General features: G+C 53.4%; 24 protein-coding genes and 1 tRNA gene. 9 read left to right on the top strand and 16 right to left on the bottom strand.

From position 1 onward, the window contains the following. The first annotated feature begins 1 nt into the window (after position 1). From M8N44_RS07090 to M8N44_RS07060, 7 genes are all read left to right on the top strand, one after another. The gene (locus M8N44_RS07090; RefSeq protein WP_102727990.1) at positions 2-1,675 is read left to right on the top strand and encodes an Hsp70 family protein; all 1,674 of its coding nucleotides are present in this window, start codon (positions 2-4) and stop codon (positions 1,673-1,675) included. A gap of 49 nt (positions 1,676-1,724) precedes the next feature. Continuing rightward, entirely contained in the window at positions 1,725-4,430 is a 2,706-nt protein-coding gene (locus tag M8N44_RS07085; protein ID WP_102727991.1) for a zinc ribbon domain-containing protein, read from the top strand. Positions 4,431-4,434: 4 nt separating this feature from the next. After that, positions 4,435-5,397, top strand: coding sequence for a nucleoside/nucleotide kinase family protein (locus M8N44_RS07080; RefSeq protein WP_146021068.1), 963 nt, complete (start codon positions 4,435-4,437; stop codon positions 5,395-5,397). 7 nt (positions 5,398-5,404) lie between these two features. Continuing rightward, on the top strand, positions 5,405-7,060 hold the full coding sequence (locus M8N44_RS07075) for a type IV secretory system conjugative DNA transfer family protein (RefSeq protein WP_102727994.1): 1,656 nt from the start codon (positions 5,405-5,407) through the stop codon (positions 7,058-7,060). A 10-nt stretch (positions 7,061-7,070) separates the two neighbouring features. After that, on the top strand, positions 7,071-7,607 hold the full coding sequence (locus tag M8N44_RS07070; protein ID WP_146021069.1) for a hypothetical protein: 537 nt from the start codon (positions 7,071-7,073) through the stop codon (positions 7,605-7,607). 9 nt (positions 7,608-7,616) lie between these two features. Next, positions 7,617-8,675, top strand: coding sequence for an alpha/beta hydrolase family protein (locus M8N44_RS07065; RefSeq protein WP_102727996.1), 1,059 nt, complete (start codon positions 7,617-7,619; stop codon positions 8,673-8,675). 511 nt (positions 8,676-9,186) lie between these two features. After that, entirely contained in the window at positions 9,187-9,378 is a 192-nt protein-coding gene (locus M8N44_RS07060) for a hypothetical protein (RefSeq protein WP_102727997.1), read from the top strand. 1,081 nt (positions 9,379-10,459) lie between these two features. Here M8N44_RS07060 and M8N44_RS07055 read toward each other — a convergent pair. The 15 genes from M8N44_RS07055 to M8N44_RS06990 all read right to left on the bottom strand — a co-directional run bounded on the left by M8N44_RS07055 (position 10,460) and on the right by M8N44_RS06990 (position 21,949). Continuing rightward, a complete protein-coding gene (locus M8N44_RS07055; protein ID WP_146021070.1) occupies positions 10,460-10,984 on the bottom strand; it encodes a hypothetical protein in 525 nt (174 codons plus the stop codon). A 155-nt stretch (positions 10,985-11,139) separates the two neighbouring features. Next, complete coding sequence (locus M8N44_RS07050) at positions 11,140-11,751, bottom strand: hypothetical protein (protein ID WP_102749432.1); 612 nt, start codon at positions 11,749-11,751, stop codon at positions 11,140-11,142. 386 nt (positions 11,752-12,137) lie between these two features. Then, positions 12,138-12,260 (bottom strand): hypothetical protein, encoded by a 123-nt coding sequence (locus M8N44_RS13925; protein ID WP_257228590.1) that lies wholly within the window; start codon positions 12,258-12,260, stop codon positions 12,138-12,140. A 330-nt stretch (positions 12,261-12,590) separates the two neighbouring features. Beyond that, positions 12,591-12,676: transfer RNA gene (locus M8N44_RS07045), tRNA-Leu, on the bottom strand. A 103-nt stretch (positions 12,677-12,779) separates the two neighbouring features. Further along, the gene (locus M8N44_RS07040; RefSeq protein ID WP_022397011.1) at positions 12,780-13,295 is read right to left on the bottom strand and encodes a hypothetical protein; all 516 of its coding nucleotides are present in this window, start codon (positions 13,293-13,295) and stop codon (positions 12,780-12,782) included. Beyond that, positions 13,292-14,086, bottom strand: coding sequence for a tRNA cyclic N6-threonylcarbamoyladenosine(37) synthase TcdA (gene tcdA / locus M8N44_RS07035; RefSeq protein WP_102721360.1), 795 nt, complete (start codon positions 14,084-14,086; stop codon positions 13,292-13,294). The genes M8N44_RS07040 and tcdA overlap by 4 nt, the downstream gene beginning before the upstream one ends. After that, complete coding sequence (locus M8N44_RS07030; RefSeq protein WP_022397013.1) at positions 14,083-14,676, bottom strand: hypothetical protein; 594 nt, start codon at positions 14,674-14,676, stop codon at positions 14,083-14,085. The genes tcdA and M8N44_RS07030 overlap by 4 nt, the downstream gene beginning before the upstream one ends. Positions 14,677-14,678: 2 nt before the next feature. Next, complete coding sequence (locus M8N44_RS07025) at positions 14,679-15,482, bottom strand: TIGR00282 family metallophosphoesterase (RefSeq protein WP_102721361.1); 804 nt, start codon at positions 15,480-15,482, stop codon at positions 14,679-14,681. 33 nt (positions 15,483-15,515) lie between these two features. Continuing rightward, positions 15,516-15,986, bottom strand: coding sequence for a universal stress protein (locus M8N44_RS07020; protein WP_022397015.1), 471 nt, complete (start codon positions 15,984-15,986; stop codon positions 15,516-15,518). An 84-nt stretch (positions 15,987-16,070) separates the two neighbouring features. Then, positions 16,071-17,036 carry a tryptophan--tRNA ligase gene (gene trpS, locus M8N44_RS07015; RefSeq protein WP_102727999.1) on the bottom strand — a complete coding sequence of 322 codons (966 nt, stop codon included), beginning with the start codon at positions 17,034-17,036 and terminating at the stop codon, positions 16,071-16,073. Between the two features lie 182 nt (positions 17,037-17,218). Continuing rightward, positions 17,219-18,082 (bottom strand): NAD-dependent epimerase/dehydratase family protein, encoded by an 864-nt coding sequence (locus M8N44_RS07010; protein WP_102728000.1) that lies wholly within the window; start codon positions 18,080-18,082, stop codon positions 17,219-17,221. Continuing rightward, positions 18,079-18,774, bottom strand: a complete 696-nt coding sequence (ispD, locus tag M8N44_RS07005; RefSeq protein WP_102726756.1) for a 2-C-methyl-D-erythritol 4-phosphate cytidylyltransferase — start codon at positions 18,772-18,774, stop codon at positions 18,079-18,081. The genes M8N44_RS07010 and ispD overlap by 4 nt, the downstream gene beginning before the upstream one ends. Next, a complete protein-coding gene (locus M8N44_RS07000; protein WP_022397019.1) occupies positions 18,771-19,226 on the bottom strand; it encodes a GatB/YqeY domain-containing protein in 456 nt (151 codons plus the stop codon). Before M8N44_RS07000 ends, ispD begins: the two co-directional genes overlap by 4 nt. Positions 19,227-19,347: 121 nt before the next feature. Then, on the bottom strand, positions 19,348-20,262 hold the full coding sequence (locus M8N44_RS06995; RefSeq protein WP_022397020.1) for an SMP-30/gluconolactonase/LRE family protein: 915 nt from the start codon (positions 20,260-20,262) through the stop codon (positions 19,348-19,350). Between the two features lie 130 nt (positions 20,263-20,392). Then, a complete protein-coding gene (locus tag M8N44_RS06990; protein ID WP_102721366.1) occupies positions 20,393-21,949 on the bottom strand; it encodes a 2-isopropylmalate synthase in 1,557 nt (518 codons plus the stop codon). Between the two features lie 166 nt (positions 21,950-22,115). On the opposite strand from M8N44_RS06990, the gene M8N44_RS06985 reads away from it, so the two are divergent. Both M8N44_RS06985 and M8N44_RS06980 read left to right on the top strand, forming a co-directional pair. Then, positions 22,116-22,994 carry a fumarylacetoacetate hydrolase family protein gene (locus tag M8N44_RS06985; protein WP_102728002.1) on the top strand — a complete coding sequence of 293 codons (879 nt, stop codon included), beginning with the start codon at positions 22,116-22,118 and terminating at the stop codon, positions 22,992-22,994. Positions 22,995-23,188: 194 nt separating this feature from the next. Then, on the top strand, positions 23,189-23,557 hold the full coding sequence (locus M8N44_RS06980; RefSeq protein ID WP_205596323.1) for a rhodanese-like domain-containing protein: 369 nt from the start codon (positions 23,189-23,191) through the stop codon (positions 23,555-23,557). 130 nt (positions 23,558-23,687) lie between these two features. Here the strand turns inward: M8N44_RS06980 and M8N44_RS06975 are convergent, their stop codons facing one another. Continuing rightward, the gene (locus M8N44_RS06975) at positions 23,688-26,198 is read right to left on the bottom strand and encodes an alpha-N-acetylglucosaminidase (RefSeq protein WP_249853067.1); all 2,511 of its coding nucleotides are present in this window, start codon (positions 26,196-26,198) and stop codon (positions 23,688-23,690) included. Between the last annotated feature and the right edge of the window lie 61 nt (positions 26,199-26,259).

The raw sequence follows: 26,259 nt of genomic DNA, 5'->3' as shown, positions 1-26,259 counted from the left end.
CATGAACAGGATAGCCGTGGGAATTGATCTGGGCACAACATACAGCTGTGTGGCATATGTGGGCAGGGATGGCCGACCCCAGGTTTTGCTGAACAGTGAAGGCGAACGCACGACGCCTTCCGTTGTCTGGTTCGATGACGATCGAATTGTCGTAGGCGATGAAGCCAAGCAGGAGGCTTCCATGAGTCCCGGCGAAGTGTGTACCTTCATTAAACGCGAAATGGGTTCGGAGAACTACCGCTTTTCCTGTTCAAAGGGTTCTTACAGGCCGGAGCAGGTCTCGGCCTGCATTCTGCGTAAACTGGTGAATGATGCGTCCGAGCGTCTGGGTCAGGAAATTCAGGATGTGGTTATTACCTGTCCGGCCTACTTTTCCCATCAGGAGCGCGAAGCCACCAAGGCGGCCGGGGAGATTGCCGGCCTCAATGTTCTGGAAATACTCAATGAGCCCACTGCCGCCGCCATGGCCTATGGACTCACCCAAAACCACCATGCCGAAGAACGCAATATTCTGGTCTACGATTTGGGTGGAGGAACCTTCGACGTGACCATTATTAATGTTTCCCCCAAGGGACTGAATGTAGTCTGTACCGATGGCAATCATCACTTGGGTGGAAAAAACTGGGATGAAGTCATGCAAGGAATGCTGGTGGACCGTTTGCAGATGTCGTCGGAAAGCGCAATCGACCTCTTGTCTGACCCTGCCGCCAGTCAGGATATGCAGTTATTAGCTGAAAAGGCCAAGAAAACACTTACATCTCGTACAGAGGCACAGGTTTCCTATAAATTCGAAGGCGAAAAACTATACGCCCACATCACACGTGAAGAATTTGATTCAGAGACGGAATCCCTTCTTCAAAGTACAATCAGTGGAACGAAACGCGCCCTGGATATTGCCCGGGGAAAGGGAGTAAACAGAATCGATGAAATCATTCTGGTGGGAGGCAGTACCTACATGCCTCAGGTTTCCGTTGCAGTTGAAAGAGAATTGGGGATTACTCCCATTTCCTATGATCCGGACGAATCGGTAGCCAAGGGTGCAGCTATCTCCGCACTGGCTCATCTGATGCGCGAACAGATTGGAGATGGATTCACTCTAGAAGCAGACGATACCGGTGAATTTACGCTGGAAACGGAAGGGAAGCTTCAGGAGTTGGCGGATGACAGCGGATTTACCCTGGAAGCGGTCAGCAACATACTGACTCCATGTTCCAATGTATGCAGCCGCAGCTTCGGTCAAATTTTACTCCGTTACTCCGATAAGGTGTCGCGTATTTATAACCTCATTTACCGGAATACCAACCTGCCTGTCGAAGCAAACATGCCCAGTTATACTATTGAAGACAATCAAAGTACCGTACATATACAAGTAGTGGATAATCTGGTTGAATATCCAGCCACACCCGAAGAAGAGAGAAAACTCAATAGAGAAGGAATTGATCCCAACGACGCTCGTCTCATCTGGGAAGGAAATCTGCCTATTCAACCGGGACTCCCGGCTGAGTCTCCCATAGAAACCGTTTTCAAGCTGGATGAAAGCGGGCTGCTCACCATCTTCTCACGGGATCCTGCCTCCGGTCAGGAAATCAAAGGAGAAGTTCAGACGGCCTGTACAATTCCGGCGGAACAGCTGAACGCCATGAGGAAAGAGTTGGAGCGAGCTACCATCGAATAACTTCTCTCTTGAGAGTTTTCCACTCACTTTATTTTCTGTTGAAACGGGTATGAAAAAAAGAAATTACTTTGAAATCCTGAATTTATCCCTCGATCCTCTGGAGACCAATGTTGACAACGCATTGGCCAGGCTCAAGCAATGCACTGCCGAGTGGAGCAGCGCCCCTCAGGATGATGTTTTGAGGAAGACATGGATGGAAGCCGTTCCCGAGATGGAAAAGGTTCTTTCAAATCCTCAATCTCTTCAAAAGCAGGCAGAAGAAGCCCTGAAGAATGAACAAAAACGAGTCAGAAATTTCCTGCAAAACGCCGCTGTCGACGGTCAGATTTCCAGGGTAATCTTCCGGAACATCTGCAATAATGTACAGCTGGAAATAGATTCGGTTTCCTCTCTTGCCGATGAACTGGGCATTGTCATCAGCAGTCAGGCGGTTGACAAATCATGTAAAGCTCTCAGGGTCCCTCCCCAACCGGCAAACGGCCATCCTGTATACCTGATTTCTGCGTCTCGCGATATTCAGAAATTGAAATGTTGCCTGGAAGCTGCGGGAAAAGCTAGTATTTATGAGTATCTGAATTGCAAGAATTCTCTTTCGCCCGAGCAACTGCTCAAAATCAATTCGGATAAGAGCAGAGAACCCAACAAGGGTGGATCCGCCAATAATCCGATCAATACCATTAAGGTAGAGATTACGACTATTGGCGCCAAATACTTCAAGAACGAAGAATCAAAGAAACGTTACGATTACGCATGGCGGGGGCAGGAAATTTGCGAACGTGTGTTTGCTGCCTTTCCAAACTATGTGGAGGGTTCACCCGGTACCATATCGCCCATATACTACACCAGGTTATACGATACCCTATGCGCCGAGGGGCTGGATGCCGCAGACGCGCAGTGGCTGGTATACCGCCGGTGTTGTCAGGGCAAGGACAAGGTTCCTTTCCCGTGGCAGGAACAATTCACGGAGTGCTCGAAGTGCAAGTCCAGAAATGAAGCCAACAGCAGCCGATGTTCTCAATGCGGTGAATTATTCCGTATCATGTGTCCGAAATGCGGAAAGCCCATTCATGCTTCAAGCCCACAATGCCGTCAGTGCGGCACCTACTTTGATGCTGCCCGGAAAGTGTATGAAAGTCTGGAAAAATGCGGAAATAGTCTTAAGGGAAGCAGTGAAGAACTGGATACGGCTCAGAAAGAAATACAAGGGATTCTGCGTACCTACCCGGATTATGTGCCGGCCCGTGCGCTTCTGGATGAACTGGGAAAAGCCAGAACAGCCAAATTGCTGGATACGCTGGAACCTCCGGTCATCAAGAGTGTGCGGGCATCAGGAAAAGAGCTGGAAATCGTCTGGCTCAAGGCTCGCCATCAAGGAAATGAACTTGACCGCCTGCCGGATGCCAACGGTACTCCGATCAATTACATGCTGCGTCGCAAACGCAATGGGATTCCCGTTAGTCCGGATGATGGAGAAGAGCTTGGCGGCGGTGCGGCCTCTCCTTGTACGGACAAGCTGGCAAAACCTGGCGTGGAATATGGCTACGCCGTTTTTGCCGTAGTGAACAAGCGCATTCTAAAGGGCCTTGCGGGCGGCAAGGGCATGGTGCTGCCGGAAGCGGATTTCCATGTTTCCATGGGGGATGGCAGCGCCCGGCTCACATGGTGCGCATTACCGGAAGGGTGGTCTGCCACTCTCATCCGAAAAGAAGGGGGAGAACCTGAATCCATCAATGATGGCACACGCCTGCCGGTCGATGGAGGCAGTAACAGTTTTCATGATACCGGATTGACCAATGGCCGGGAGTACGGATATCTGCTGGTATTGTATGGCAGCGGACACGAATTAACCGCCCATGGTTCCGGTACGCCTCAACTTCCCCCGCCGAGACTGGAACTTGACCAGTGGAATTACAAATGTTTGGGAACAGATATCCGTATTCATTGGGAACTGCCTTCCGGCGCTGATGAAGTGCGCTGGATGGTTTCCGACAAAGTGCCGATTACCCCAGGCAGCATAGTAACAGCCAATCGTTTCAAAACAGTCGGAGAAACCGACAAGGATGCCCAGGTTACCATACTTCGAGAAATCAATCTCTGCGGGAAGTTCCTCATTCCTCTGGTGATCAAGGGTGATACTGCTCTCATATGTACGGGCCGGCACGGCGGATTGCAAAATCTTCGCCTGCGCAGAAATCCAGGCCGAATATACCTCCAATGGACCTGGCCGGAAGGCTGCAGCGAAGTGACCATAGTCTATGGAAACAAATCATTCGTTGAAAATCCGGATGACTTGAACGCCAATGAGATACGTACTTCCAAACGTAACGGCTCCGAACAAGCACATGAGCTCATTATTCCCGTCATGGAAGACAAGGATTATTATTTTTCCGTTTTCATGCAAGTGGGGCATACGTCCTCTTCAAGCTGGTCTGCCCCGCGCAACGTGTATTCTCCCGCTCCGGGCGGAGGGAACAGGGTGAACTGCCGGATAGCTAAACGTGGTCAAGGGTGGGTATTTGAAGTAAAAAGCAAAAAAGGCATTCCTGCCATGGAGGTACGGTGCGCTCGTCGCGTATTTCCTCTTTCCAGACAGGATGGGAAGAAAGCTCTGGCAGTTGAAGCCTCCGGACAATCCCGGGCATCAGTCTCCATTCCGGATAACATGGTTGCAACCGGTAATTGCTTCATGCCCTTTGTATCTGAAGACTCGCACTACGATTTGATTTTCAATCGCAAATCTCTTTCCATAGAATAAACATATGGCTGGCGAATTATATTGCCCACATTGTTACAAGCAAATCAACGACAAGGAGTTGTTGTTTTTCAAACCTTCTTGCGGAGATAAATTGCCTCCCCCCGCCCCTTCCGTTTTGCAAAAGCTGGGAATCGGCGGTACGCCTTCAAGCATTTCATGCACCAGAAATAACAAAAGTACCTGCAAGATCTGCGACCGTATCCTGTCATTCCGTGCGTGCCCGATTTGTAAAGGGGGCATATCGGCTAACAGAGAGGGCAAGCCGCTCATCATAGCCATTGCCGGTACGGCCGGTTCAGGAAAAAGCAGTTATATCCGCGCTGTGATCAATCAACTTCGCAAGCTTAGTGAGATATGCGGCTGGACGATTATGGAACAAGATGCTGGCTCAAGCAAAAATTCCATGTATCTGATTCGTAAAAGAAAGTCAGACAAGGGACGCCTGATCGTATTCGCCGAAGTCACCGAAGAAAAGCTTTCTCCCGCCCTCATGACAGCGCTTTCGGGTATTGTTTGTCTTGTGGATCCTTTGCAGGTTGAAGCACTGCGGAATGAACTGGAAACAACCAACATCGTTTTGCCGCCTCTGAACGGAACGGAACCCCATCGTCTCCTCTTGAAGCTGGGGCGTGCATGTCCTGCAGTACCGCTGGCTGTTGCCGTTTCCAAACTTGATGCATTGGCATGCCCGGACATCAATTACACAGGCCGTTGGAGACTGAAAACAACCGAACGTCTGGTATGCCGCGATAGCTCGTACCGGGGCTCGCTTGATCAGGAAGAAATGGAAACGGTGAGTTGTGAAATGGAAAGTTGGGTGGCAGCGGCTGATGTGAACATTATGGAAGCCTGCAAAGTATTCACTCGAAAGCTTTTCTTCGGCGTCAGCACAAAGGAGCCGGCTTTGCGCGTAGAAGATCCTCTTCTGTGGATTCTTTCACAGAAGAGAGTGACGGAAAGCAAATAATACATGTATGGCCAATAAAAATACAGACTGTTACGGGAGTGCCCGATGGGCGAATGCTCATGATTTGGCAGAGGAAGGCCTGTTTACTTTCCCCAATTTCCAACATTCGCCGGATTGTTTTATCAACAGCCGAATTCGACGGGACTTTGTGGAACGGGAACCGGCCAATCGTTGCATGGTGCTGGGACGTTTGGTCAATCCTGAAAAACTGGTATCCGGCATACGTCAGGGCTATGAGGCTTCCATGGGGTCACTGATGTCCGGTTTGTTCAGCCTGATCAGCAATGGACATGAAAATCAGCTTTTGGGTTGGTCAGGAGATGGTCATATCATTACAGTAGCCCCTACGCGTTCCGGCAAGGGCGTAGGTCTGGTAGTTCCGAATCTGTTGCACTATCCCGGCTCTGTACTGGTCATTGACCCGAAAGGGGAAAATTACGCCATTACGGCTGACTTCCGCCGCAAAATGTTCCGTCAGGAAATCATTTGTCTGGATCCTTTCCATGTGATGACGGAAGAAACGGACAGCATTAACCCGCTTGACAGCCTTGTCGACTATCGGAAACCAACGTCTACCTATCTCACCCAAAATCCGGAATTGGGCGATATCGCCGCCAATATTGCCGATGCTATCATTGTGCGAGATGCCGGCGCCAAGGATCCGCACTGGGATGACAAGGCCCGTACCCTGCTCAGAGGACTTATTCTTGCCGTTATCTGCGGGAAAGGTCCGCACCGCTTGCGTCATCTGTCCGAAGTGCGGGAGTTACTGGCTCAACCTTTCCACGTCATTGGGAATTTCATTCTGGATTCCATGTGCCAGGACACGGTTGCTGTAGGAGGGTTGCTGAGCCGTGCGGGCAATGAAATCCTCTCCACCGGCAATGAAGAATTAAAGAGCATCATATCCAATGCCCTCAAGCACACGGAATTCCTGGACTCGGGGCTGGCCTGCAAATCTCTGGGGGATATGAATGACGGTGGTATCGGTACGTATGACCTGGCCGATCTCAAAAACATAGGAGGGGTTTCCATTTATATGATTATTCCTCCGCAGCATCTGGTACGCTATTCGCGCCTTATTCGTCTGTGGGTCACGATGGCCATGTCCGCGATGACCAGGTGCAGCCGGAAACCGGTAGACGGATGTTCTGTTCTCTTCATGCTGGACGAAATGGCCCAGCTGGGTTCTTTGCCCATGATGAAACAAGCGGTGAGTCTGCTGGCCGGATACGGCATGAGCATCTGGATGGTATGGCAGGATCTTTCCCAGCTTAAAGCACTGTATGAACACGACTGGCCTACCTTTCTGGCAAATGCCAAGATTCAGCAGTTTTTCGGTATTAACGATCACGAAACGGCCAAGTATATCTCCGAGATGCTGGGGGCGGCCACCATAACCAGCAAATCCGTTTCTCACAGTCAAAGCGGCAAGTTTACGGAATTTGTCAAAAATAAGAGTGAAAGCGAATCATTTTCGGAAATTACACGAAACCTTCTCAATCCAGACGAAGTTCGTCGCCTGAATCGCGAAGCTGTGCTCACTTTCGTCCAGGGTATTCCTCCCATTCTGGCGGAACGCCTTACTTATTACAGCGATCACATGTTCTCTGGAAAAGCTTCCTCCAACCCCTATTTTAGCAACAATTTCACAAGAAAATAAACAGACAGCCATGGAAATGAGAGAACAGGCAGAAGATCGTTTACGTGAATGCGAAGAAAAACGCAAAAATATCGAATCTAAACGCAATGCACATCAGGATAATTTTCCGGATGATGGACGTCCCTTCAACGAACGCCTCGAAGAACATCAGAAAAAGCTTGAAGAACTGAATAATGAGGTGGAAAAGGCCAAACAGGAGGAACATGAAGCCCAAATGGAACTGGATCGTGCCAAAGCCATGGAGCAAAAAGCCCGGCAAGAGAGCATGGAAAATCGAAAGGAAATGAACCAGGGCCGGGAAGACGACCACACGGAACAACAGAGATGGGAGGAGGAACAACGTAAGACTCAAGAGGCAAAGGAAGAGCAATATCGTCAGTGGCAGGAGGAATGTCGTGAAAAAGAGAGAGCCAGACAGCATGAGGAAGCCGAGAAGGAACGCCAAAAGGAACGTGAACGGTTTCAACAAGATCGCTTTCGGGAAGAAAAGCAGGGACGTTTCGAAGAGAAGGAACGCAGCCGGGAACAAGAGGGACGAAGCAGATAATTGAATGCTATGGGTATTTTTGCCGTATTTGCCCGATTAATCAAATTTTTCGGGTCAACCGCATTTACGATCTTAAAGCTGCCTTACCAGATCATATCAAAGAGCTTCGGGCCGTTTGTCGCATTTTTCCTGTACATTCCTATGATGTTGATCGTCTTTGGAGTTTTTATCAAACTCTTTGAACAGGAAGTAGTAGACAAATCGCCCTGGAACTCCATGACCCTCTTTCATACTCTTCCTTACGAGGAGCGGCAGGAATTGATTGATATGACGGAAATGGCTTCCTTTGTCTATCTGGATGCGAACGCTTGGGGCAATGATTTAACTCGTCTGCAGGACAAGGGATATTTCCTTCTGGAAAAACCGAACCTGAACGATGAGGGATTGACCTATGCCTTGATGGCCAAGGCGAATCGTTCTCTGAATTCCCCCTATCCCGGCAACCTTGAAATAACGAATACTGTCTATATTCTTTTCAGGGGCAGCATGACTCTTGCCGATGCCCTGGACGATGGGCAAATGATTTTTTCTGATGAGCAGCTGGAACACATGGGGCGCTTTATAGTAGCCTTACGAGTTACTCGCGAACTTCTGGGAAAATATCCCAAACACCAGTTTATTCTTGTCGGGCATTCTCTGGGAGGAGCCACTGTTCAATATGTGCTTAGACACCTTAGACACATATCTTCCTCCAGACTCAAAGGCTATACAGTCAATCCCATTGGCCTTCCCGGTAAAATTGGAATTATTCATGAAGAACGCCTCGTAGATATCGTACATGAAGCTGATATCGCTCAAACCATTATGCTTGATTCTCGTCTTGTGGGGAGCGGCATCCTTGTTCGCGGCCATTTTACCAAACAATCTGACGGAACATGGACTCCGGATTTTTCATTGCTGAGTGCTGCTTCACAGCATTCTGTGAATAAGACATTGAAGAATATGATTGCCCAACATACAGGTACTTATACCCCACCATCCAACAACCAGATTACCCAACCAAACCCCGGAGGAATCAAGGCTCCTGTGAAAACAAATTTCAGAGAAGCGTTCGGCGATACTCTTTAATTCGTTTCCTCTGCAGCTTCACCTCGCAGATAGGTCAATTCGGAAATCTGCCAAGTAAACTCTGGTCTGAAAGGAGTACAGAGTCGAATTCTTTCAGGTACACCAACAATAACCATCTTCAAGTAAATAGCTTGGAGAGGGTTTCTTGTTTTTGATGGGGAAGTGGTCAATTTCATGAAACGACCCCAACCTGGGTACAAAGTGTGTACACTTTCAGGCCGTTTTTACCCTTATTTCACAATGCATTTCTGTCATACGGATCACACAATGGACGGCCCAATTGACCTCTTTGTAAAACGGAAATTCTGCGCGTTATATATAATTGATACAATATCAGCATATTGTGTTAATTTATGTCCATCTACAGTCTTTCCCATCAGGTAAGGCGGCTGGATGAAACGCTCTGCGGGAGTACGCCCAGGATATCCGTTTTGTCGCCAAACACGGCTGCATCATCACGGTAGGCAATACGAACATCCTCGGAATGCCTTGCGCTTACCGTGTGAAGATCATGCGCGACCTGCTCAAGGAGTTCCGCAATCCGACCGATGAAGAGGCCCTGGCCGGCCTTGAGGAGGAAGAACCGGAGGATAAGATGTCGCCTGCGCCGACGCCAAAGGCTGTGGCGGCTTACCCTGTTCCGGATGGAAATCCGGCAGGACCTCATGGGCTTGGACTCACCGTTGTTGACGACGAAGAATAACTTCCATTGCCTATATATTCATAGAGCAGCCCCGACTTTCGAGCCGGGGCTTTTTATTTGTGAAATTACAGGCGTTTTCGTGCTATGTATACTTGATGAGAGTAATTATACTCGAATCATTTATCCAAGATCATGAATACGAAATCCGAATATCCTGTTACGGACAGCATCACGAATGTTGTCGAAGCCAGTATCGTCACTGCCTCTGTGATGGCTCTTATTGCGTGTGAGGTCACACGCCATGTAAGCCATAAGATGGAGGGAGGTGTCTATAAAGGCGTCAAGTCATCCTGAGGACTTGTCAAGGGCGCCAGGGAGCGCTTGTCGTCTTACACAGCGAAAAAGTCGACAAGGCAAGGTCAGAAGAGCTTGTCGAGTCTGCTGTCGCAGACGAGGCAACCGCTGCCCCGGCGCAACCTCCTGTCGAAGTGCCTATGGTGACTCCGGTTCAGCCGCGAGAGGAAGAAGGCACTGCTGCCCCGGCCAGAATACTAACTCCGGCGTTTGGATAATCAGCTATAGCCGCCAGGAACTTGCGCTTTCGTGTGAGTTCCTGGCGGGGGCATGCAATTTTTTTATCTTCTGATGGGTGCGTTACGTGAAAAGCGTGTTGCGTGACGTGGTGAAAGTGCGCCCATAGCCTGCCTGCTGGTACAGGCCCCGGGGAGGAAGGCAGGTCAATGAATACGTCGATGGGAGAATTATTCATGGGTTCTTGGGATGGTGGCTTCGCTCGGCTGTAACCATGAGACCCGTATCGTAGCATTGAACCGTTGAGGCGTATGCCTGCCCCGGAAGGCTATGTCTTACAGTTATTGAGCTCAGGATTAGAAGAGAGGATAGAATGTTTTTGATCTAACTAAGAAGTGCTTTTTTAGCAGCGAGGCGACGTAATAAATTTTGGGCCTTCTTCGACAGACTGCTAGTGTGAAGGTCACATCCAGATATGGACCATTTGATAATTTCCTGCACGGTTTCTTGATGCTTTTCTCTGGGCTCACTTTGCCACATCCAAGCGATGAATCCACTAGGATCTTCCTGTGGATCCTTAAATTCAAAAGCAGGGATACTGTCTATTATCTTACTCAATGCATGATGTGCTGACCTCATTGCCAGAAAAAACTCTTTCCATGAGTGCTTCAAAAACAGGCGGATTAACATATGTTGCCATAGAACATCCGCCTATCCTGTACGCATTAAGTCCTGTTTTTCCTTTTTGTCGCAGCTCTGCACGGATCATGTTCAAGCTTTCTGCGTAAATAGACAGCTCTACTCCTCTTTTGCAGTAGGCGACAACCGCATTTCGAGGTTCGTCAGTAGCATTGTTTTTCCCGTAATCTCGGGATGTAACTTTTTTCCCAGTCGACTTTAACACTTTGCGCAAGGTTGAAATAAAACAGGGAGCATCATTGCAGGGAAATGCCCAGTCTGTCTCAACGAGCTTGATGTCACCACTAGACAAAGAGCTCTCCCAAGATAAATAGCCATCACACACGAATTCCTTCATCCGAGTTTCATTAACAGCATGAACCAAAGATTCGTGGGCAATTCGCAATACTCCAGCACATGTGTTCTTCATCCCTTGGATAAAGATATCCTGATTCATGTCTCCGGGAATGATGTTGTCCTTGTTTGCTTTGATCTCAGGATTCCTGTAGAACGAACGTATTACTCCCTCTGGCGTATTACTCCATTCTGTCGAAAGCTCCGGGTGATGGTAAAGTGATCTTTGCGGGTTGCAGAATATGTTGACTGTCCACTTCAGCTCGCAGTGTATAATGGCGCCGTCTTTATCCAAATATTCATATAGTTGTAAAAATGGCCTTGATCGAAGCTTTTCTCATCTTCTACCGGGAGATGAAGCTGTTTAGTTAATGTATCAGGCTTTGCTGGTTCCGCCAGAGTTGCTGGTGAGATAAAGGAAAATTTATCCGGGAATCGTCCTGTGCAGTAATAAGGCTGATAATCTTTTCTTGGATGTACCTTGTAACCAATTTTCCTGATACTCGTTTCACTAAAACGTGGCTTTCGTGATGCCTTTTCTTCTTCCTCAATGTCGGAGTATCCTCCGTATATTAGTCCCCTTGGATAGGGCGTATTTTCCTTCCAGTTGGTCGAGCTACTGAGTGTCTCGACCAAATGCTTGAGAATGGAGTGTTTCTCTTGAATGGTCGAAAATGCAGGGTCGATTTGTAATGTGTAAGTAGCAGAAAAAACCATCTTGTCCACAGTGATTCTGGGAAGAGAGGTGATACCGTTTAGCGTGAAAGCATCTTTGGCTAATTCATGAATTGCGTCTTCGTGGGTAAGAGGAACTTCTGATGAATTTTGGTACGGATTACCTACAGTAATATATATAGCAGAATTATTCATTGTTGATTGTGAAGCTGGAATAGGTTTCGGTGGTAAAATGGTGCCTTCAGGTACTTGTGCTGAAGGGGTGTTAAAGTAAAGTTGAGGGATCTCGTTTGGATATCCCGTTCAAGTGTGATGAGACTCAGCGAGTCTCCTTCCCGGCTATGCCGGAGTGCCTGCCTTCATCAAGAACGCAGGACAATTAACCTTATTAAGTAATATGAAAAATGCCCCTGTCGTGGAACCCCGGCGAACTCGCTGGAGGTGGAACTCAAAGAACTGGTATGAGGAGCTAGACCACCATTCCTTGTACGTCCCGGGTTTATAGAAAACCCAATGAAACGCTTGAGAGAGTCAAGGAGTCCTGCGCTCGATGGCGACTAACGGACAACAGAAATCGATTACTACATCTGAAGATGGAGATCAACAAAAACAGCATGTTGATGACCTGTTTCTTCCGGCAACACATTGAACCATGCTTTGCCTTCGGCAGCACGAACGCCTTCCCGGTAGTGCTTTTCCGTCATGTTGGTTCCCGAGTGTCCAAGCCACATGGGTACCCGGAAACTATCATCTATTCGAGAGAGCTATGTACGATTTGAGTACATGGAGCAAAGATAATTGAATATCTCCGATAACCCAAGAAATTGGGTTCTTCGTCATTACATTGTAGACAGCTACAAATTAGTGTAGATTTTCATCTAGAGAAAAGAGTATTTTCTTCTTATTTTACAATGCTTTTCGACAACAAGTATGTCCCCTGAATGTCCCCCAATTCGTCAAAAAATAAAATTTTTGGCTCCTCTCTCCCAAAAACAAGTAACCATCTCTAAGTAATTAACTTAAAGAAGGTTATATGGTGCTCGAGAGGGGACTCGAACCCCTACGTCTTATCGACACTAGATCCTTAGTCTAGCGCGTCTACCAATTCCGCCACCCGAGCATGGGTGCCTTAAGGCGGGGAGTTTTTAGCGCAGAGGAACGAAGATATCAAGCTTTTTCTTCTTTTTTATCCTTTCGATTCCGTTTTTTGAAGAGGGATTTTCTTAGCGGACCGGGAGGGAGGTAGCCACGGGCATGATGGCCGGGCGCAGGGTGACGGCCTTGGTGTCATATTTTTCCGAGGGTTTGAAGAGCCAGCCGGGATCGGTGCTGACAGCTTCAAACCTGGTCGGCTTGAAGATGGGCAGCCTCAGGTTGGAGTTAGGCTCGTAGCCGTATTTGCCCGTGTACTTGCCGTAGACCCTGTATTCATAGTTGTTATCATAGGCGTAGCGCGGGCTCCCGGCGTATTCCGGCAGGCGGTCCGGAGTCCGGCAGGAGCTTTCATCCATGATGACGAGCTGGGCCGTTCTCCAGGTCTGGCCCGGCTGGCGCAGGTACCCCCAGAAACGCGTTGCCGGCACATGGTAACGGCGGCCGACGAAGTAGTTGCCCCTGGGTTCGCGGGCGATTTCCGCATTGCGGGCGTTGATGCCGGCGATGTCTTTTTCCAGGGAGTTGCACTGGGTCAATGCGGGAAGGAGGACGGCCCCCAGCAGGGGAAGCAGGAGTTTGTTCATGGCTGTGATGGTGTTTTTTTCTTGTTTAAGAGCGTTTGAATGGCGGCGGAAGCCGCGAAGAAGCCGAAGGTGCCCGTGATGTGGGTGATGGAGCCGAATCCGGAGTCACAGCCCATTTTCCCCTGGAATTCCGGGTCGCGCGTGCAGGAGGTTTCTCCGTCGCAGGTGGGGTAGACGGGAGTTTCCTGGGAGAAGACGCAGGGGATTTTCAGTTTCCGGGCTTTTTCCCCCAGCGGTAGGCCGTAGTCTTTTTTGAGCTTGTAGCGCAGGCTGGAGAGCAGGGGGTCTCCCTTAGTGCGGGAGAGGTCGCCTATTTCTATTTTTGCGGGGTTGACGCGTCCTCCCGCGCCGCCGCAGGTGACCAGCGGCTGTTTGCTGCGGTAGCAGGAGGCAATAAGATGGGCCTTGGGAATCAGGGAGTCAATGGCGTCAATGATAACGTCCGGTTTCGTCTCCAGCAGTTTTTCCGCATTGGAGGCCGTGTAGAAACTGTTGATGGAGATGATTTCCGCCTCCGGGTTGATTTGCCGGAGGCGGGCGGCCATGGCTTCCGTCTTGGATTGTCCGATCGTGGTTTCCAGAGCGTGGATTTGCCGGTTGGTATTGGTGATGCAGAGGTCGTCCAGGTCCATCAGGATAATGGCGCCGACGCCCGACCGCGCCAGGGCTTCCGCCGCCCAGGAACCCACGCCGCCAATGCCGACGACGGCCATGCGGGAGTTCCTGAGGATGTCCAGCCCGCTCCTTCCATACAGGCGGCCTATGCCGCCGAATCTGGCTTCATAGTTCATGGCTGCGTGTTTGAGCCGGAGTGGGGAATTAAGGAGAAGACGGGTGCCAGAGGGCCCTTCCGTTTTTCCATCGTGAAGATATAATAGCGGGGGGAAGCCGTTTGTTCCGGGCGGCAGGAGGCGGGAAGGCCTGCGCCCCGGTTCCAGCAGATGAGGCAGGTGTTTCCATGCACAGCAATCAGCATGTCCCATCCACCCCCGTTTTGCTGGGGGATGCCGTCTTTTTTATCCTGGTAGCGTACGATGCCGTCCTGCCGGACGGTAAAGAGGACCATGCGTCCGCAGGAGGGCATGGCGATGGCAGCCGTATTTCTGCATGCTACGGCCAGTTTTCCGTTGTTCCAGGAGAGGGTGACGGGCTGCCGGTTATCCCGCTTTTCCGTGAGGGTGAGTGAGGGATGCTGCCGGAGCAGGCTGTACTGGAGCGCCGGCTGTCCGTCCGGTGTGAGGAAGCAGGATGCGGGAAGCCGATGCCAGCCTTCCCTGTGGGCCATGTTTTGGTAGTCCCTCACGGCGTTTCCGTTGTGTCCGGAACATCCGCAGAGCGCCGTCAACAGGCATGATAAGAGGAAGGCGGTGGCAGTCTGCATGGTCAGGAGGCCGGTTTTTCCACGATTTTGCTGATGCGGGCGATGTTGAGGGCCCTCCCGGTGGCTTCATCCACCTGCACGACGGCTCCGCAGAGGCGCACGGGCCAGTTCGCCACAGGGAATTTGGCCGGCATGGAGGTGCGGAAGCGTTGGATAATGGGTTCCCGTTCCCGGCCCAGCACCCCGACGGCGGGGCCGCACATGCCGGCGTCCGTCAGGTAGGCGGTGCCGTGTTCCAGAATGGTTTCATCCGCCGTCTGCACGTGGGTGTGCGTTCCGATGACGGCGGAGACCAGTCCGTCCAGATTGTAGCCGGTGGAGATTTTTTCACTGGTGGTTTCCGCGTGCATGTCCACAAAGATGACCTGCACGCCTTCTTCCTCCCTGAGTCTTTTGGCTTCCGCTTCCGAGATGAGGAAGGGGTTTTCAAGCGGCGGCTGGATGAAGGAACGTCCCTGCACCTGCATGACGGCTATTTTTCCCCTGGGCGTTTCCACCACCACGCTTCCGTGTCCCGGTGTCCCCTGCGGGTAGTTGACGGGGCGCAGCACGCGCGGTTCGGAGTCCAGCCAAGGAGCCAGTTCCGCCTGGTCCCATACATGGTCCCCCGTCGTGATGACGTCCACTCCCGCATGCAGCAGTTCCTGCGCCAGACGGGGCGTAATGCCGCGCCCTGCGGCCGCGTTTTCACCGTTGACGATGACAAAGTCCGCCCCATGCTCCTTTTTGAGTTCCGGCAGCATGTGCTTCACGGCGGTGCGGCCAGGTTCGCCGACCACATCGCCTATAAAGAGTATGGTAATCATGAAGTGGGACGGGACTGGTGCGGATGGCGGTTTTTACTGCTCTTCCTTGGTGACGGGAACCACCAGCACGGGCACGGGGGATTTCCGCATGACGGAGCTGGCTACGCTGCCCAGAAAGACGGTGGAAAGGAAGCCGTGGTTGTGCTTGCCCACCACGATCATGTCAATGTGGTGTTTTTCAGCATAGTTGATGACCGCTTCGCTGATTTCAAATTCGTCTTCCACAGCCTGGATGATGGTTGCGTCCGTCAGCCGGGAGAGTTTTTCCGCCGTTTTTTGCAGATGGTTTTTTGCGATGGAGATGACTTCGTTTTCCTCCGTCTGGTCCATCACGGGGACAGGCACTTCATCCGGCAGCACGCCGGAGACTTCATAACAGATGCTGGGTTCCACAATGTGGAGCAGATGGATGATGCTGTCGTTGGGGCAAGCCAGTTTGCCGATCTGATGAATGACGGCGTCCGTGGCGTTGGAGAAATCAATGGCTACCAGAATATTCTTCATATCTTCCTGTATAACATTCCGTGCTTTTCCATGCCACTAAAAAACGTGTGCTGTCCCCGGTTCTCCCGGCATTCCATTCCCGGTTCAGATCAGGCCCACGGCCCGGCGCACCCTGTCCAGCACTACGGAGGCCGTTTCCCGCGCCTTGCGGGCCCCTTCTTCCAGCGTCCGGTGCACGTAGTCCTGGTTGGCTTCCAGTTCCGCCCTGCGTTCGCGCGCGGGACGGAAGTATTCCCAGTAGGCGTCAAAGAGGCGTTTTTTGAAGTCGCCATAGCCGCAGCCTCCGTTTTTGAAGTCGCGGACCATGTCTTCATAGCCTTCCGCAGAGGCGAAGAGCTTGTAGAGCTGCAGGATGACGGAGCCTTCCGTGGGTTTGGGATCTTCCACAGGGGTGGAGTCCGTGGGGATTTTCATGATGAGCTTGCGGACGGCTTTTTCCTCACCGAAGATGGGGAGCGTGTTGTTGTAGCTTTTGCTCATTTTTTGCCCGTCCAGCCCCGGCACGATGGCCGTGCTTTCCGCAATGAGCGCATCCGGCAGCTTGCAGGTGCCTTCGCCGAATTGTTCGTTCATTTTGCCTGCCAGGTCGCGGGTGACTTCCAGGTGTTGCTTCTGGTCCTTGCCTACGGGCACCAGGTCGGAGTCATACATCAGGATGTCCGCCGCCATGAGGACGGGGTAGGTGAAGAGGGCGTTGCTGGGGGAGAACCCCTTGGCGATTTTGTCCTTGTAGGAGTGGCAGCGTTCCAGCAGGCCCACCGGGCAGACGGTGCCGAGTATCCAGGCCAGTTCATTGACTTCCGGCACGGAGGACTGGCGGAAGAAGACGCATTTTCCAGGGTCCAGGCCCACGGCCAGAAAGTCCGTCGCCAGGTTTTTGCAGTTTTCCCGCAGGGTCTCCGCGTCGTGAACGGTGCTCATGGCGTGGTAGTCCGCCAGAAAGTAGTAGGATTCTCCGCGTTCCTGCATGCGGACGGCTGGTTCCATGGCTCCGAAGTAGTTGCCGACATGCAGCTTGCCGCTGGGTTGAAGTCCTGTGATGATACGCATTGCGCGCAGGATTTTGCCTGTTCGCGCCCGGCAAGTCAAGAAAGGGGAGAGTCAAAGACTGGCGGGGAGGCTGGCCGGGCGCCTCGCCTGTTCCGGTATGCGTCCTGCGTTTGTTCTCTCTCTTTTTCATGCCTGCCCGGAGCGTTTTCTTGGGCATGAAGAGAAGAAGCGGCGGCGGGAGTTTATTCTCCCCCCGCTTCCAGCGCTTCCAGCACGTTGTGCACGCCGTCCGCAAAGCTTGGGTAGAGCGGCTCCCAGCCCAGGGCCAGAAGGCGGGAGCAGGAGATTCTCTGGCTGGAAAAGCCGCGGCGCGCTTCCGCCTGGAGCGGTTCGGGCTGTGGCGCGGGCATGCCCAGCAGTCCGGAGAGGTAGGAGTAAATTTCTCCCAGCTGCATGGGGGTGCGGTCCGTCAGGTTGTAGATGCCGGTGGGCGGTTCCCGGAGCGTGCAGAGCAGGTGCAGGGCGGCCACGGCGTCATCCCGGTGGATGTAGTTGATCCACCTGTCCATGTTTCCGGGGAGGGCCGCGCCCTTCTTGCAGTATTGGGAGACGAGCACGCAGCGGTCCGGCCCGTAGAGAGCTCCCAGCCGGACGACGGTGCCTCCCGCGGCCAGAACCGCCTGTTCCGCCTGAATGAGGAGGCCGCTTTTTCCGGAGGCGGGGTAGACGTTATGTTCCTCTGTGATCCAGCGTCCGTCCGTGATGCCATAGACGGAGGTGCTGGAGCAGAAGATGACCGGCGTTCCGGGGAAGGCTTCCAGCGTGTTCTGCGTTCCGCGGATGTAGAGGCTGCGGTAGGCTTCCTCTGAGCCTCCCCGCGTGCTGGCGCACATGACGATGATGTGGGGGGAGGGGATGCGGGCGGCCAGGCTGTGCATGGAGGCTCTCTCCGTGACGTCCGCTTCATAAATGGCTTTCTGTGCGTCAATGTCCGCCGTAAGGGCCGTGTGACCGGCTTTCCGCAGGCTCTCCGCCAGCGCTTTTCCCAGGTAGCCCGTTCCCAGAATGAGGACGGCGCGGGGTTCTGTACACAGAAGGCCGGTCATGAGTCTTTGCGGAGGTGTTTGAGTTCCAACAGCGTTTCAGCCCGGGAGACATCTTCCGGCCAGGTGATTTTGGGATTTGGCTCATGGTTGTGCACCAGCCGCGTGGGATGGCCGATGAGCTGCAGGGCGGTTACTTCATCCGTCACCTGCATGTTCCGTTCCGTGACTTCCACATACGCATCCAGCAGGAGCGGGTATTGGAAGACCTGCGGGGTTTCCATGCACCACAGGCCGTCCCGGTCCACCTGCTCCGGCAGGGTGAAGCGTTCTTCGTCCGCGCGCTTCAAGGTGTCCGTCACGGGATGCGCGGAAGCGGCCGCTCCGCATTCCCTGGCAGTCTGGATGCAGCGGGAGATTTGCTCTACCGTGATAAGGGGGCGCGCTCCGTCGTGCACGGCCACAAGTTCCGGCGTGTAGAGAAGGGCTGCCAGGCCGTTCTGAACGGATTCATGCCGTTCCGCTCCTCCGTCCACGCGGGTGACGGGTATTTCCGTCTCCAGGTCCGCAGCATCAATGGCGCGGAAGCGCTCTTCCGGGCAGACGACCACGATTTCCGTGATTTCCCGGCAGTTGGCAAAGGCCCGGATGCTGCGTTCCAGCACCTTGACGCCGTGCAGGGGGGCCAGCAGCTTGTCAAATCCGGCGCGCCGGGAGGACCCGGCCGCTACAATGATGGCGGCACAGCATTTCATGATAGTCTGGCTGACACCATGCGGGCCAGTTCCTTGCCGTTGACCCTGCCGGCGGTGCGTTCCTGCATGAGTTTCATGACCTGTCCCATGTCTTTTTTGGTGGAGGCTCCCGTTTCCTTCAGGACGGCTTCCAGCATGGCCTCCGTTTCCTCTGCGGTGAGTTCAGCAGGCATGAATTGCTTGAGGACGGCGATTTCCGCTTCTTCCTTGTCGGCCAGTTCCGGGCGTCCGGCGGAGCGGAATTGTTCCGTAGAGTCTTCGCGCTGCTTGATTTGCTTGCGGACCACGGCCAGTTCTTCCGCTTCCTCCAACTGGGTTCCCAGGCCTCCCTTGGCGATGGCCGTGTTCGTCAGAGCCGTCTTGAGGGCGCGCAGCGTGTTGAGGGTGACGGAGTCTTTTGCTCTCATGGCGGTTTTCATCCCTTCCATGATTTGGTCTGAAATCTTGCTCATATCCCCATTAACTAAGCGCATCCCCACGTGTACTTCAAGCCGTAAATTGAAAAAGGCCGCCAGCGCGGGAAATGCCCGCCGGCGGCCCGGAGAGGGGAGTTGAAGAGCGGAACCGCCCGGTTTATTTTTTCCCGCCGATGGGCATGATGTGGATTTTCTTTTCCGCCATGCCCGGAACCACGATCATGGAGTCATACAGGATAAAGTCCGCCGCGCCTTCAATGGGACCGGTGGCTGCCGGCGCGGAACGCCCCGTTTTCAGGTCCAGCCTGCGGATGGCTTCCGGTTTTTTGTCCTTGGACCAGTCGCTGTAGTAAAGGGCGTTGTCACGGTACACCAGGCCGTCGTATTGCCCCCGTTCCTTGGAGAGTTCCGTGACTTCCCGGGAGACGGGGTTGATGGAGAGCAGGCGGCCGCTGGGCTTGCCTTTTTCATCCGTGGCGTATTCGCAGAGGTAGATGACTTTTCTTTCCGGGTCCCAGGCCAGGCCGTTCGGCTTGTAGATGGGCTGCTTGGTGACCAGCTCCCCGTAGGAACTGGTGTTCGTGTCCACGTAGAAAATCTGGTCGGTATCCGTGGAGGAGACCATGAGCCTGCCGTTGATGAACGCCAGGTCGTTGAGGAATTTCATGCGGGAGGGGGACAGGTCCACATACCCCTCAATGGTGCCGGTTTTGGCGTCTATCTTGTAGACCATGTCCACATCCGTGCAGTACAGGAAGCCGTCCTGGTACAGGAGCCCCTTGGGAGCGTCCAGGGTGTCCACGTCCGTGATCTTTTTAGGTTCCGTGGAGCCGTGCGGGATAACGCCCAGGTAGCCGTCCTTGTCCTTTTCCGTGGGCGCCAGTTTGGCGCCGATGCAGGTGAAGTAGATGTTGCCCTCCGCGTCCGCAGCCACGCTTTCCGGGTGGCCGTCAATGGCAATGGTGGCTTTTTCCAGCGGAGGCAGCGGTTTGGCCGGCTCCGGCTGTTTTTTGGTTGGAGGAGCTGCCAGCGCGCTGCACGCCAGGCAGAGAAGGAGTAGTGTTGCTTTCATGGGGTTGTACGGTGTAAAAGGCTTGGAATTTATGGCACGGAAGCAGGAGAAAAGCAAGCCATAGGAGCTGTCCTGCGGACGCCGTGCGGAGGTGCGCCCCGTTCGCGCATGCGTACCGGGGCGCTCCGGGTCAGATGGCTCCTGCGTCCAGATTGTTGGGCTGAGGCATGTTTTCCATGCGGATGGAGCGGTTGACCGCGTTCAGGTAGGCCCGGGCGGAGGCTTCAATGACGTCCGTGGAGGCTCCCTTGCCCACGATGGGCTTGGGCTGGCCGAAGTCCACATGAACCGTGACTTCTCCCAGAGCGTCCTTCCCTTCGGAAGCGGCGTTGACGCTGTAGCCTTTCAGCGTGCCTTTGCGCTTAGTGATGCGCTCAATAGCCTTGATGACGGCATCCACGGCGCCGTTGCCTGTAGAGCTGTCTTCAAATTTCTTGCCTTCCTTGAGCAGTCCCACCGTAGCCGTGGGACGCGCGTGGCTGCCCGCCACGAATTGCAGGAAGTCCAGTTCCCATAGGCCGGTGGAGGCATGCAGGGAGTCGTCCACAATGGCGGAAAGATCATCATCATAAACGAATTTTTTGGAGTCGCCCACTTTCTTGAAGCGTTCAAAGACGGTGTTGACTTCCTCTTCCGTGAGGACATGGCCCAGCTGTTCCAGCCTGGATTTGACGGCAGCGCGCCCGGAATGCTTGGTGAGCGGGAGTTCCGTGGCGCCCCAGCCGACCGCCTGCGGATCCATGACTTCATAGGTTTCCCGGCAGTTGAGGATGCCGTGCTGGTGGATGCCTGAAGAGTGGGCGAAAGCGTTTTCCCCCACGATGGCTTTGGACCGCTGCACCTGCATGCCGCTCATGCGGGCCACGATGCGGGAAGTGCGGACGATTTCCTTCGTGTTGATGTTGTCCGTGACGTCTCCGAATTGCCCGGCGCGGGTGCGCAGGGCCATGATGACTTCTTCCAGAGCCACGTTTCCGGCGCGTTCGCCGATGCCGTTAATGGTTCCTTCCACCTGGCGGGCTCCGGCGCGGACGGCTGCCAGGGAGTTGGCTACGGCCAGCCCAAGGTCATTGTGGCAATGCACGGAGATGACGGCTTTGCCGATGTTCGGCACATTTTCTTTCAGGTGGCGGATGATGCGGTAGAATTCGTCCGGAGTAGTGTAGCCCACAGTATCCGGAATGTTGACGGTCGTGGCGCCGGCGTCGATGACTGTTTCCACGACTTTGGTCAGAAAATCCAGGTCTGTGCGGGAAGCGTCCTCCGGGGAAAATTCCACATCCTGCACGAATTGCTTGGCATAGGATACGCCTTCCGCCGCCATGCGCAGAATTTCGGATTCCGCTTTTTTCAATTTGAACTGCATGTGCAGCTTGCTGGTTGCCAGGAAGATGTGGATGCGGGCGCGTTCCCCGGCGGGTTCCAGGGCCCTGGCCGCCGCTTCAATATCCGCCTTCACGCAGCGGGCCAGCCCTGCGATGCGGCATTTTTTGATTTCGCGGGCGATGGTGTGCACGGCTTCAAAGTCGCCGTCGGAGATGCAGGGAAAGCCGGCTTCAATCACGTCCATGCCCAGCCGTTCCATTTGCCGCGCCACTTCCAGCTTTTCGCGTAGGTTCATGGATGCTCCGGGGCATTGTTCTCCATCGCGCAGGGTAGTGTCAAAAAAATAGATTTGATCGGACATAGGTTAATGATGTTAAGCGGTGGCATGATAATGTTTTGCTCCGGTAACGCAAGCCCTACGCGCTGCATGCTTTCACAGAGCGTCCGGGCGGCGGAAGAGAACCTCCGGAGCAAAGAATGACGGAACCTCCCTTTGCCTAAAAGGAGGAGCTTTGTAGGATGGAAGGGTGAAGATCAGATTTTACCTGAATGACCGGGCGGAGCGCGTCATGGCTCTGTGGAGCGAAAGCCGCGGAGAATACCTGGCGGCGGACTCCGTGCTTGCCGAGGTGGATGCCTGCATTTGCGGGGAAACGGGATCCTGCGGGGAGGAAATAAAGCGCATTGCCGCGTTTCTGGATAATACCGCCGCCAAAGCTGTTGACCCTGAATGGACGATTGATACCGCGCTGCCCTGTTCCCCTTCCAAGCTGGTGTGCCTGGGAAAGAGCTATGCAGACCATGCGAAGGAGTTTGACGGGGATTCCGTACAGGAACCGGCTGTTTTCCTGAAATCGCCTTCCGCCATTACTTCCTGCAGCGATGTCGTTTTGTATCCGCCCGGCTGCGACAAGCTGGATTATGAGATTGAATTGGCCGTAGTGATTAAGGAGGTGCTGAAAAACGCTTCCCCGGAGGAGGCCGCGCGGGCTATCAGCGGCTATACGCTGATGTGCGACTATTCGGAAAGGGCCAACCAGCTGGAACATGGCGGACAGTGGACCAAGGGAAAGAGTTATGACAGCTTTGCCCCAATGGGCCCCACGTTCATTTCCGCTGATGAACTTGGGGACGGAGCCGGCATTCCCCTGGAATTGAAGGTGAACGGGGAAGTGCGCCAAAGCGGCAATACGGACGGCTTGATCTGGCCTGTTCCGCGCCTGATTGCCTATGTTTCCCGGTTCATGACCTTATGGCCCGGAGATGTGGTTTCCACCGGAACTCCGGGAGGCGTGGGGATGGGGATGAAGCCTCCGGTATATTTAAAACCCGGGGATGTAGTGGAATGGGGAAGCCCCGCTTTTGGATTCGCCTCCCAGGCTGTGGTGATTGATGATGAGGGGTAGGGGGACAATTCTCCGGCCTTTCCGAATATGGGGGGGAAGGGAAAGAACTTTCCCTTCCCGCTTTTGCGGACGGAGCGTTATTTTCCCGTGGAACGGGGCCGCCGGAGCGGGCCGGAGGGCAGATGACGCCTGCGTGCGGGGGCTGGGCGGTATTTTCTCTTGATTACTTCGCCGCGGTTTAGTGAAGTGGCCGCGTGAAAAACGTGGTTTTGTATGTGGTCATGGTGACCGGGCTGACAGCCCTCTTCGTCTGGCTGAAAGGCAGGAATGCGGAACGCGCCCCTGTTCCCGCCGCCATGGTGGTGTCTCCGGAAAGCGGCATGGCGCGCCCTATTGTGCTGGTGGATGTCCGAACTCCGGATGAGTACCGCACGGGACATAAGGAGGGAGCCTTGAATATTCCGGCAGATGAGGTGGAACAACGGGCTCCGCAGCTTCTTCCGGATAAAAACGCCGTGATTCTGCTGTATTGCCGTACGGGCAAGAGGGCGGACAAGGCGCTGGAAACGCTCAGGAAGATGGGATATTCCCATGTGGAAAACCTGCACCGGTTCGAAATGTAACTTTCCGTCCGATTGTTCTGTGCGGGGCTTCCGAGGGACGCCGGGCGTGCCGTTTCCTGGTTCGGTCAGGAAACGGCACGGGTACGGATTCATGAGGCTCCTTCCGGAAAGCGAATGAAATTCAAGCCGTTCATTCTTTAATCAGTTCCAATTTTCCATTGGAAGATTTTCCTCCCACGGAGCGGACCCTGGCTCTGAGGGAACATCCGTTGTTGGCATGGATTCCCTTGGGAAGGGAAAGTTTGTAGAAATTCCCGCGGGAAGGCTTGCCTGCCAATCCGGCGTGCTGGTCGCGGGCGATTATTTTGCCGTTTTCCAGGAGTTCGACGCCGTCTATTTCCAGGGCATGGCTGCCGGAAGTGAAGACGAAGCGCACCCCCCGGAGTTTTTCAAGATCAGCGGAAGAAACGGGCCAGTCCAGATAACTCCATTCCGTGGATACCGTTGCGGAGGTCCAGTTTCCTATAATTGACCCGGCTGCTTTTCTTTTCAGGGAAGAAGGCAGGGGCGGCGCCTCCCGGATAGCCTGGCGGCAGGCGTTGACCAGATCTCCGGGAGCGTGCGCCGCGCTTACGCCAGTGGAACGGACCCATTTTTCCTCCCATGCTCCCATATCCGGATTTTTTTCGGAAAGACGGCTTTGAATAAAGTGTTCCCAGCGCGGCAGATAGTAGTCCCTGATAAGGCCGCTCCATATTTTGGCGGCGTAGTCGTCTACGGGAGGCCCCCATCTGGTCACCAGCCTTCTGGCGTTTTGTTCATACTTGTTTTTTTCCTCCGGAGAAGTTCCGTGAGACCGGGCAAATGATAACCAGCGCGACAGCCTCCAGGTGGGGTGTCCTTCCAGAAAGGAATCCGCCCGAAGGGCGTATTTGCGGAAATATTCCATGCATTTTTCCGTATTCTCCATGTCTTGTTCATCCAGGGCTTCCAGAGCGGCCAGGATGGCTTCATTCATGCGTATGCCAAGGTAATGGGCGGTCATCTCAACGGCATCCTGGCGGAACAGGGGGGACTGTTCCAGGCCGCGAGTGTTGACGAACAGGGAAAGGCCTTTCAGAAAATCTTCGCTTGTGTTTACGGAACAGCCGCGGGTGCCGGGTTTCATTTGCCAGTTGAAACGGGGATGGTCCTTTAAGTTGGAATAGGCTGTGCGGCGGAACAGATTCCAGGCTTCCTTCATGCTGTCCGGATAATTTCCGTATCGGGCACGGCAATAATTTTCCAGATATTGTTCCACGTCCTCCTGGCGGTCCCTCCATGCGGCGTCCGTAACCAGTTCGTAGATAACGTCATTGTTTTCTATCCCTTCCGGGGCCATGCCCATTCCGGAGAGATGCCCCCTGGATGAAGAGTTCAAGGCTTCCAGATGGCCGTTGGCGTAAAAATCCATTACCCCGGTCATGGCGCATTTGCCGCCCATGTTGGGAACCACGCTGTAAACCCACGGTTTATTGAAAAAACCTTTGAAGACGTCCCAGTTCATGCCGTTGCGCCAGAAGGTCTTGTTGTAATCCGCCGCCAGGTCCAGAAGGAGCATCTTATCATCCGGAACCTTGCTGAGCAAAGCCTTCAGGGTATCTGCGTTCCAGATATTGCGCTGGTATCCGAACATCCATCCCTGCATGACCCATACCGCATCCGGGTTGGTGGAGGAAATGGAGCGGTAAATTTGTTCTCCGAGGGAACTGAGCATGTTGTTGCGGGCTTCGGCTCCTCCTTTGTTTTCAGGAAGTTCCATTTCATTAAAGGAGTCTGCAAGAAAATAGGTGTTTCTCCCGAATTCCTTCTGCCATTCCTGCATGTACAGGCGTCCTATTTTAAGGAAAAGGGGGTCTTCCGGAGAAAGAAAATGGGCGTGGTTTTTTTGAGGCCAGCCTCCCCACCCCAGCCGGTGAAGCTTCGCTTCCGGATAAAGGCGGAGGATTCCCCGGGGAACGAAACCGGAAAAAGCAGGACAAATGGGGGTCATGCCCAGGGATTTCATCCTGTGCAGGATGCGGTGCTGCAGGGCGATTTGTTCCTTGTGCCAGCTGGCGGGCAGGGGGCCGTCATGATTGACGATGTTCCCCATCCGCTGCCAGGGGAGGTGTGCCGGCCCTGTATAGAATTCTTCTATTTCTTTCTCCGTCAGTCCCAGCCGTTTCCATACCCGTATGGCGATTCCCTCCGTGGCAACCAGGGCCAGAGGCATATCTATGCCGTGCAGAGCCATCCAATCTATTTCTTTTTCCCAGCGTTCCCAGGTCCAGTAAGGCATCGTATAGCCATAAGTGACCACATTGAGGTAATAGTGGTTGCGGAAAGGGGAAACGATGCGGCGCGGCGCGGCGTCCGGCAGTTGCGCCGGCCAGCGGATATCTTTATTATCCCAGGAGACCATTCCCAGACGGTTTGTCTTCAGAAAATCATAGAATCCCCGGCAGAGGGCTGTACCGCTGCTTCCCCGGATATTCAGTATTCCGCCGGAGGCCTTCGTTTCAAAAACATCGTGCCCGTCTTCTTTTTCAATAATTTCCAATTGCAGTTTTTCCGGGGCTTTGGCCAGGGACGGAACGGTCCGCATGATTACTGAACGCGCTGCTTCCCGCTCCCTGTTTTTCTGTATATCTTCTGCGAAGACAAACAGATTTGTCAGCATGAAAAGGAATAGAATTTTTGAGAAGTAAAAGGTCATATTTATAATATATCACAGGCTGGTA

This window comes from Akkermansia massiliensis (assembly GCF_023516715.1).
GTDB lineage: Bacteria > Verrucomicrobiota > Verrucomicrobiia > Verrucomicrobiales > Akkermansiaceae > Akkermansia > Akkermansia massiliensis.
The sequence above is the reverse complement of the archived record's forward strand: the minus strand, read 5'-3'. Positions and strand labels throughout refer to the sequence as shown.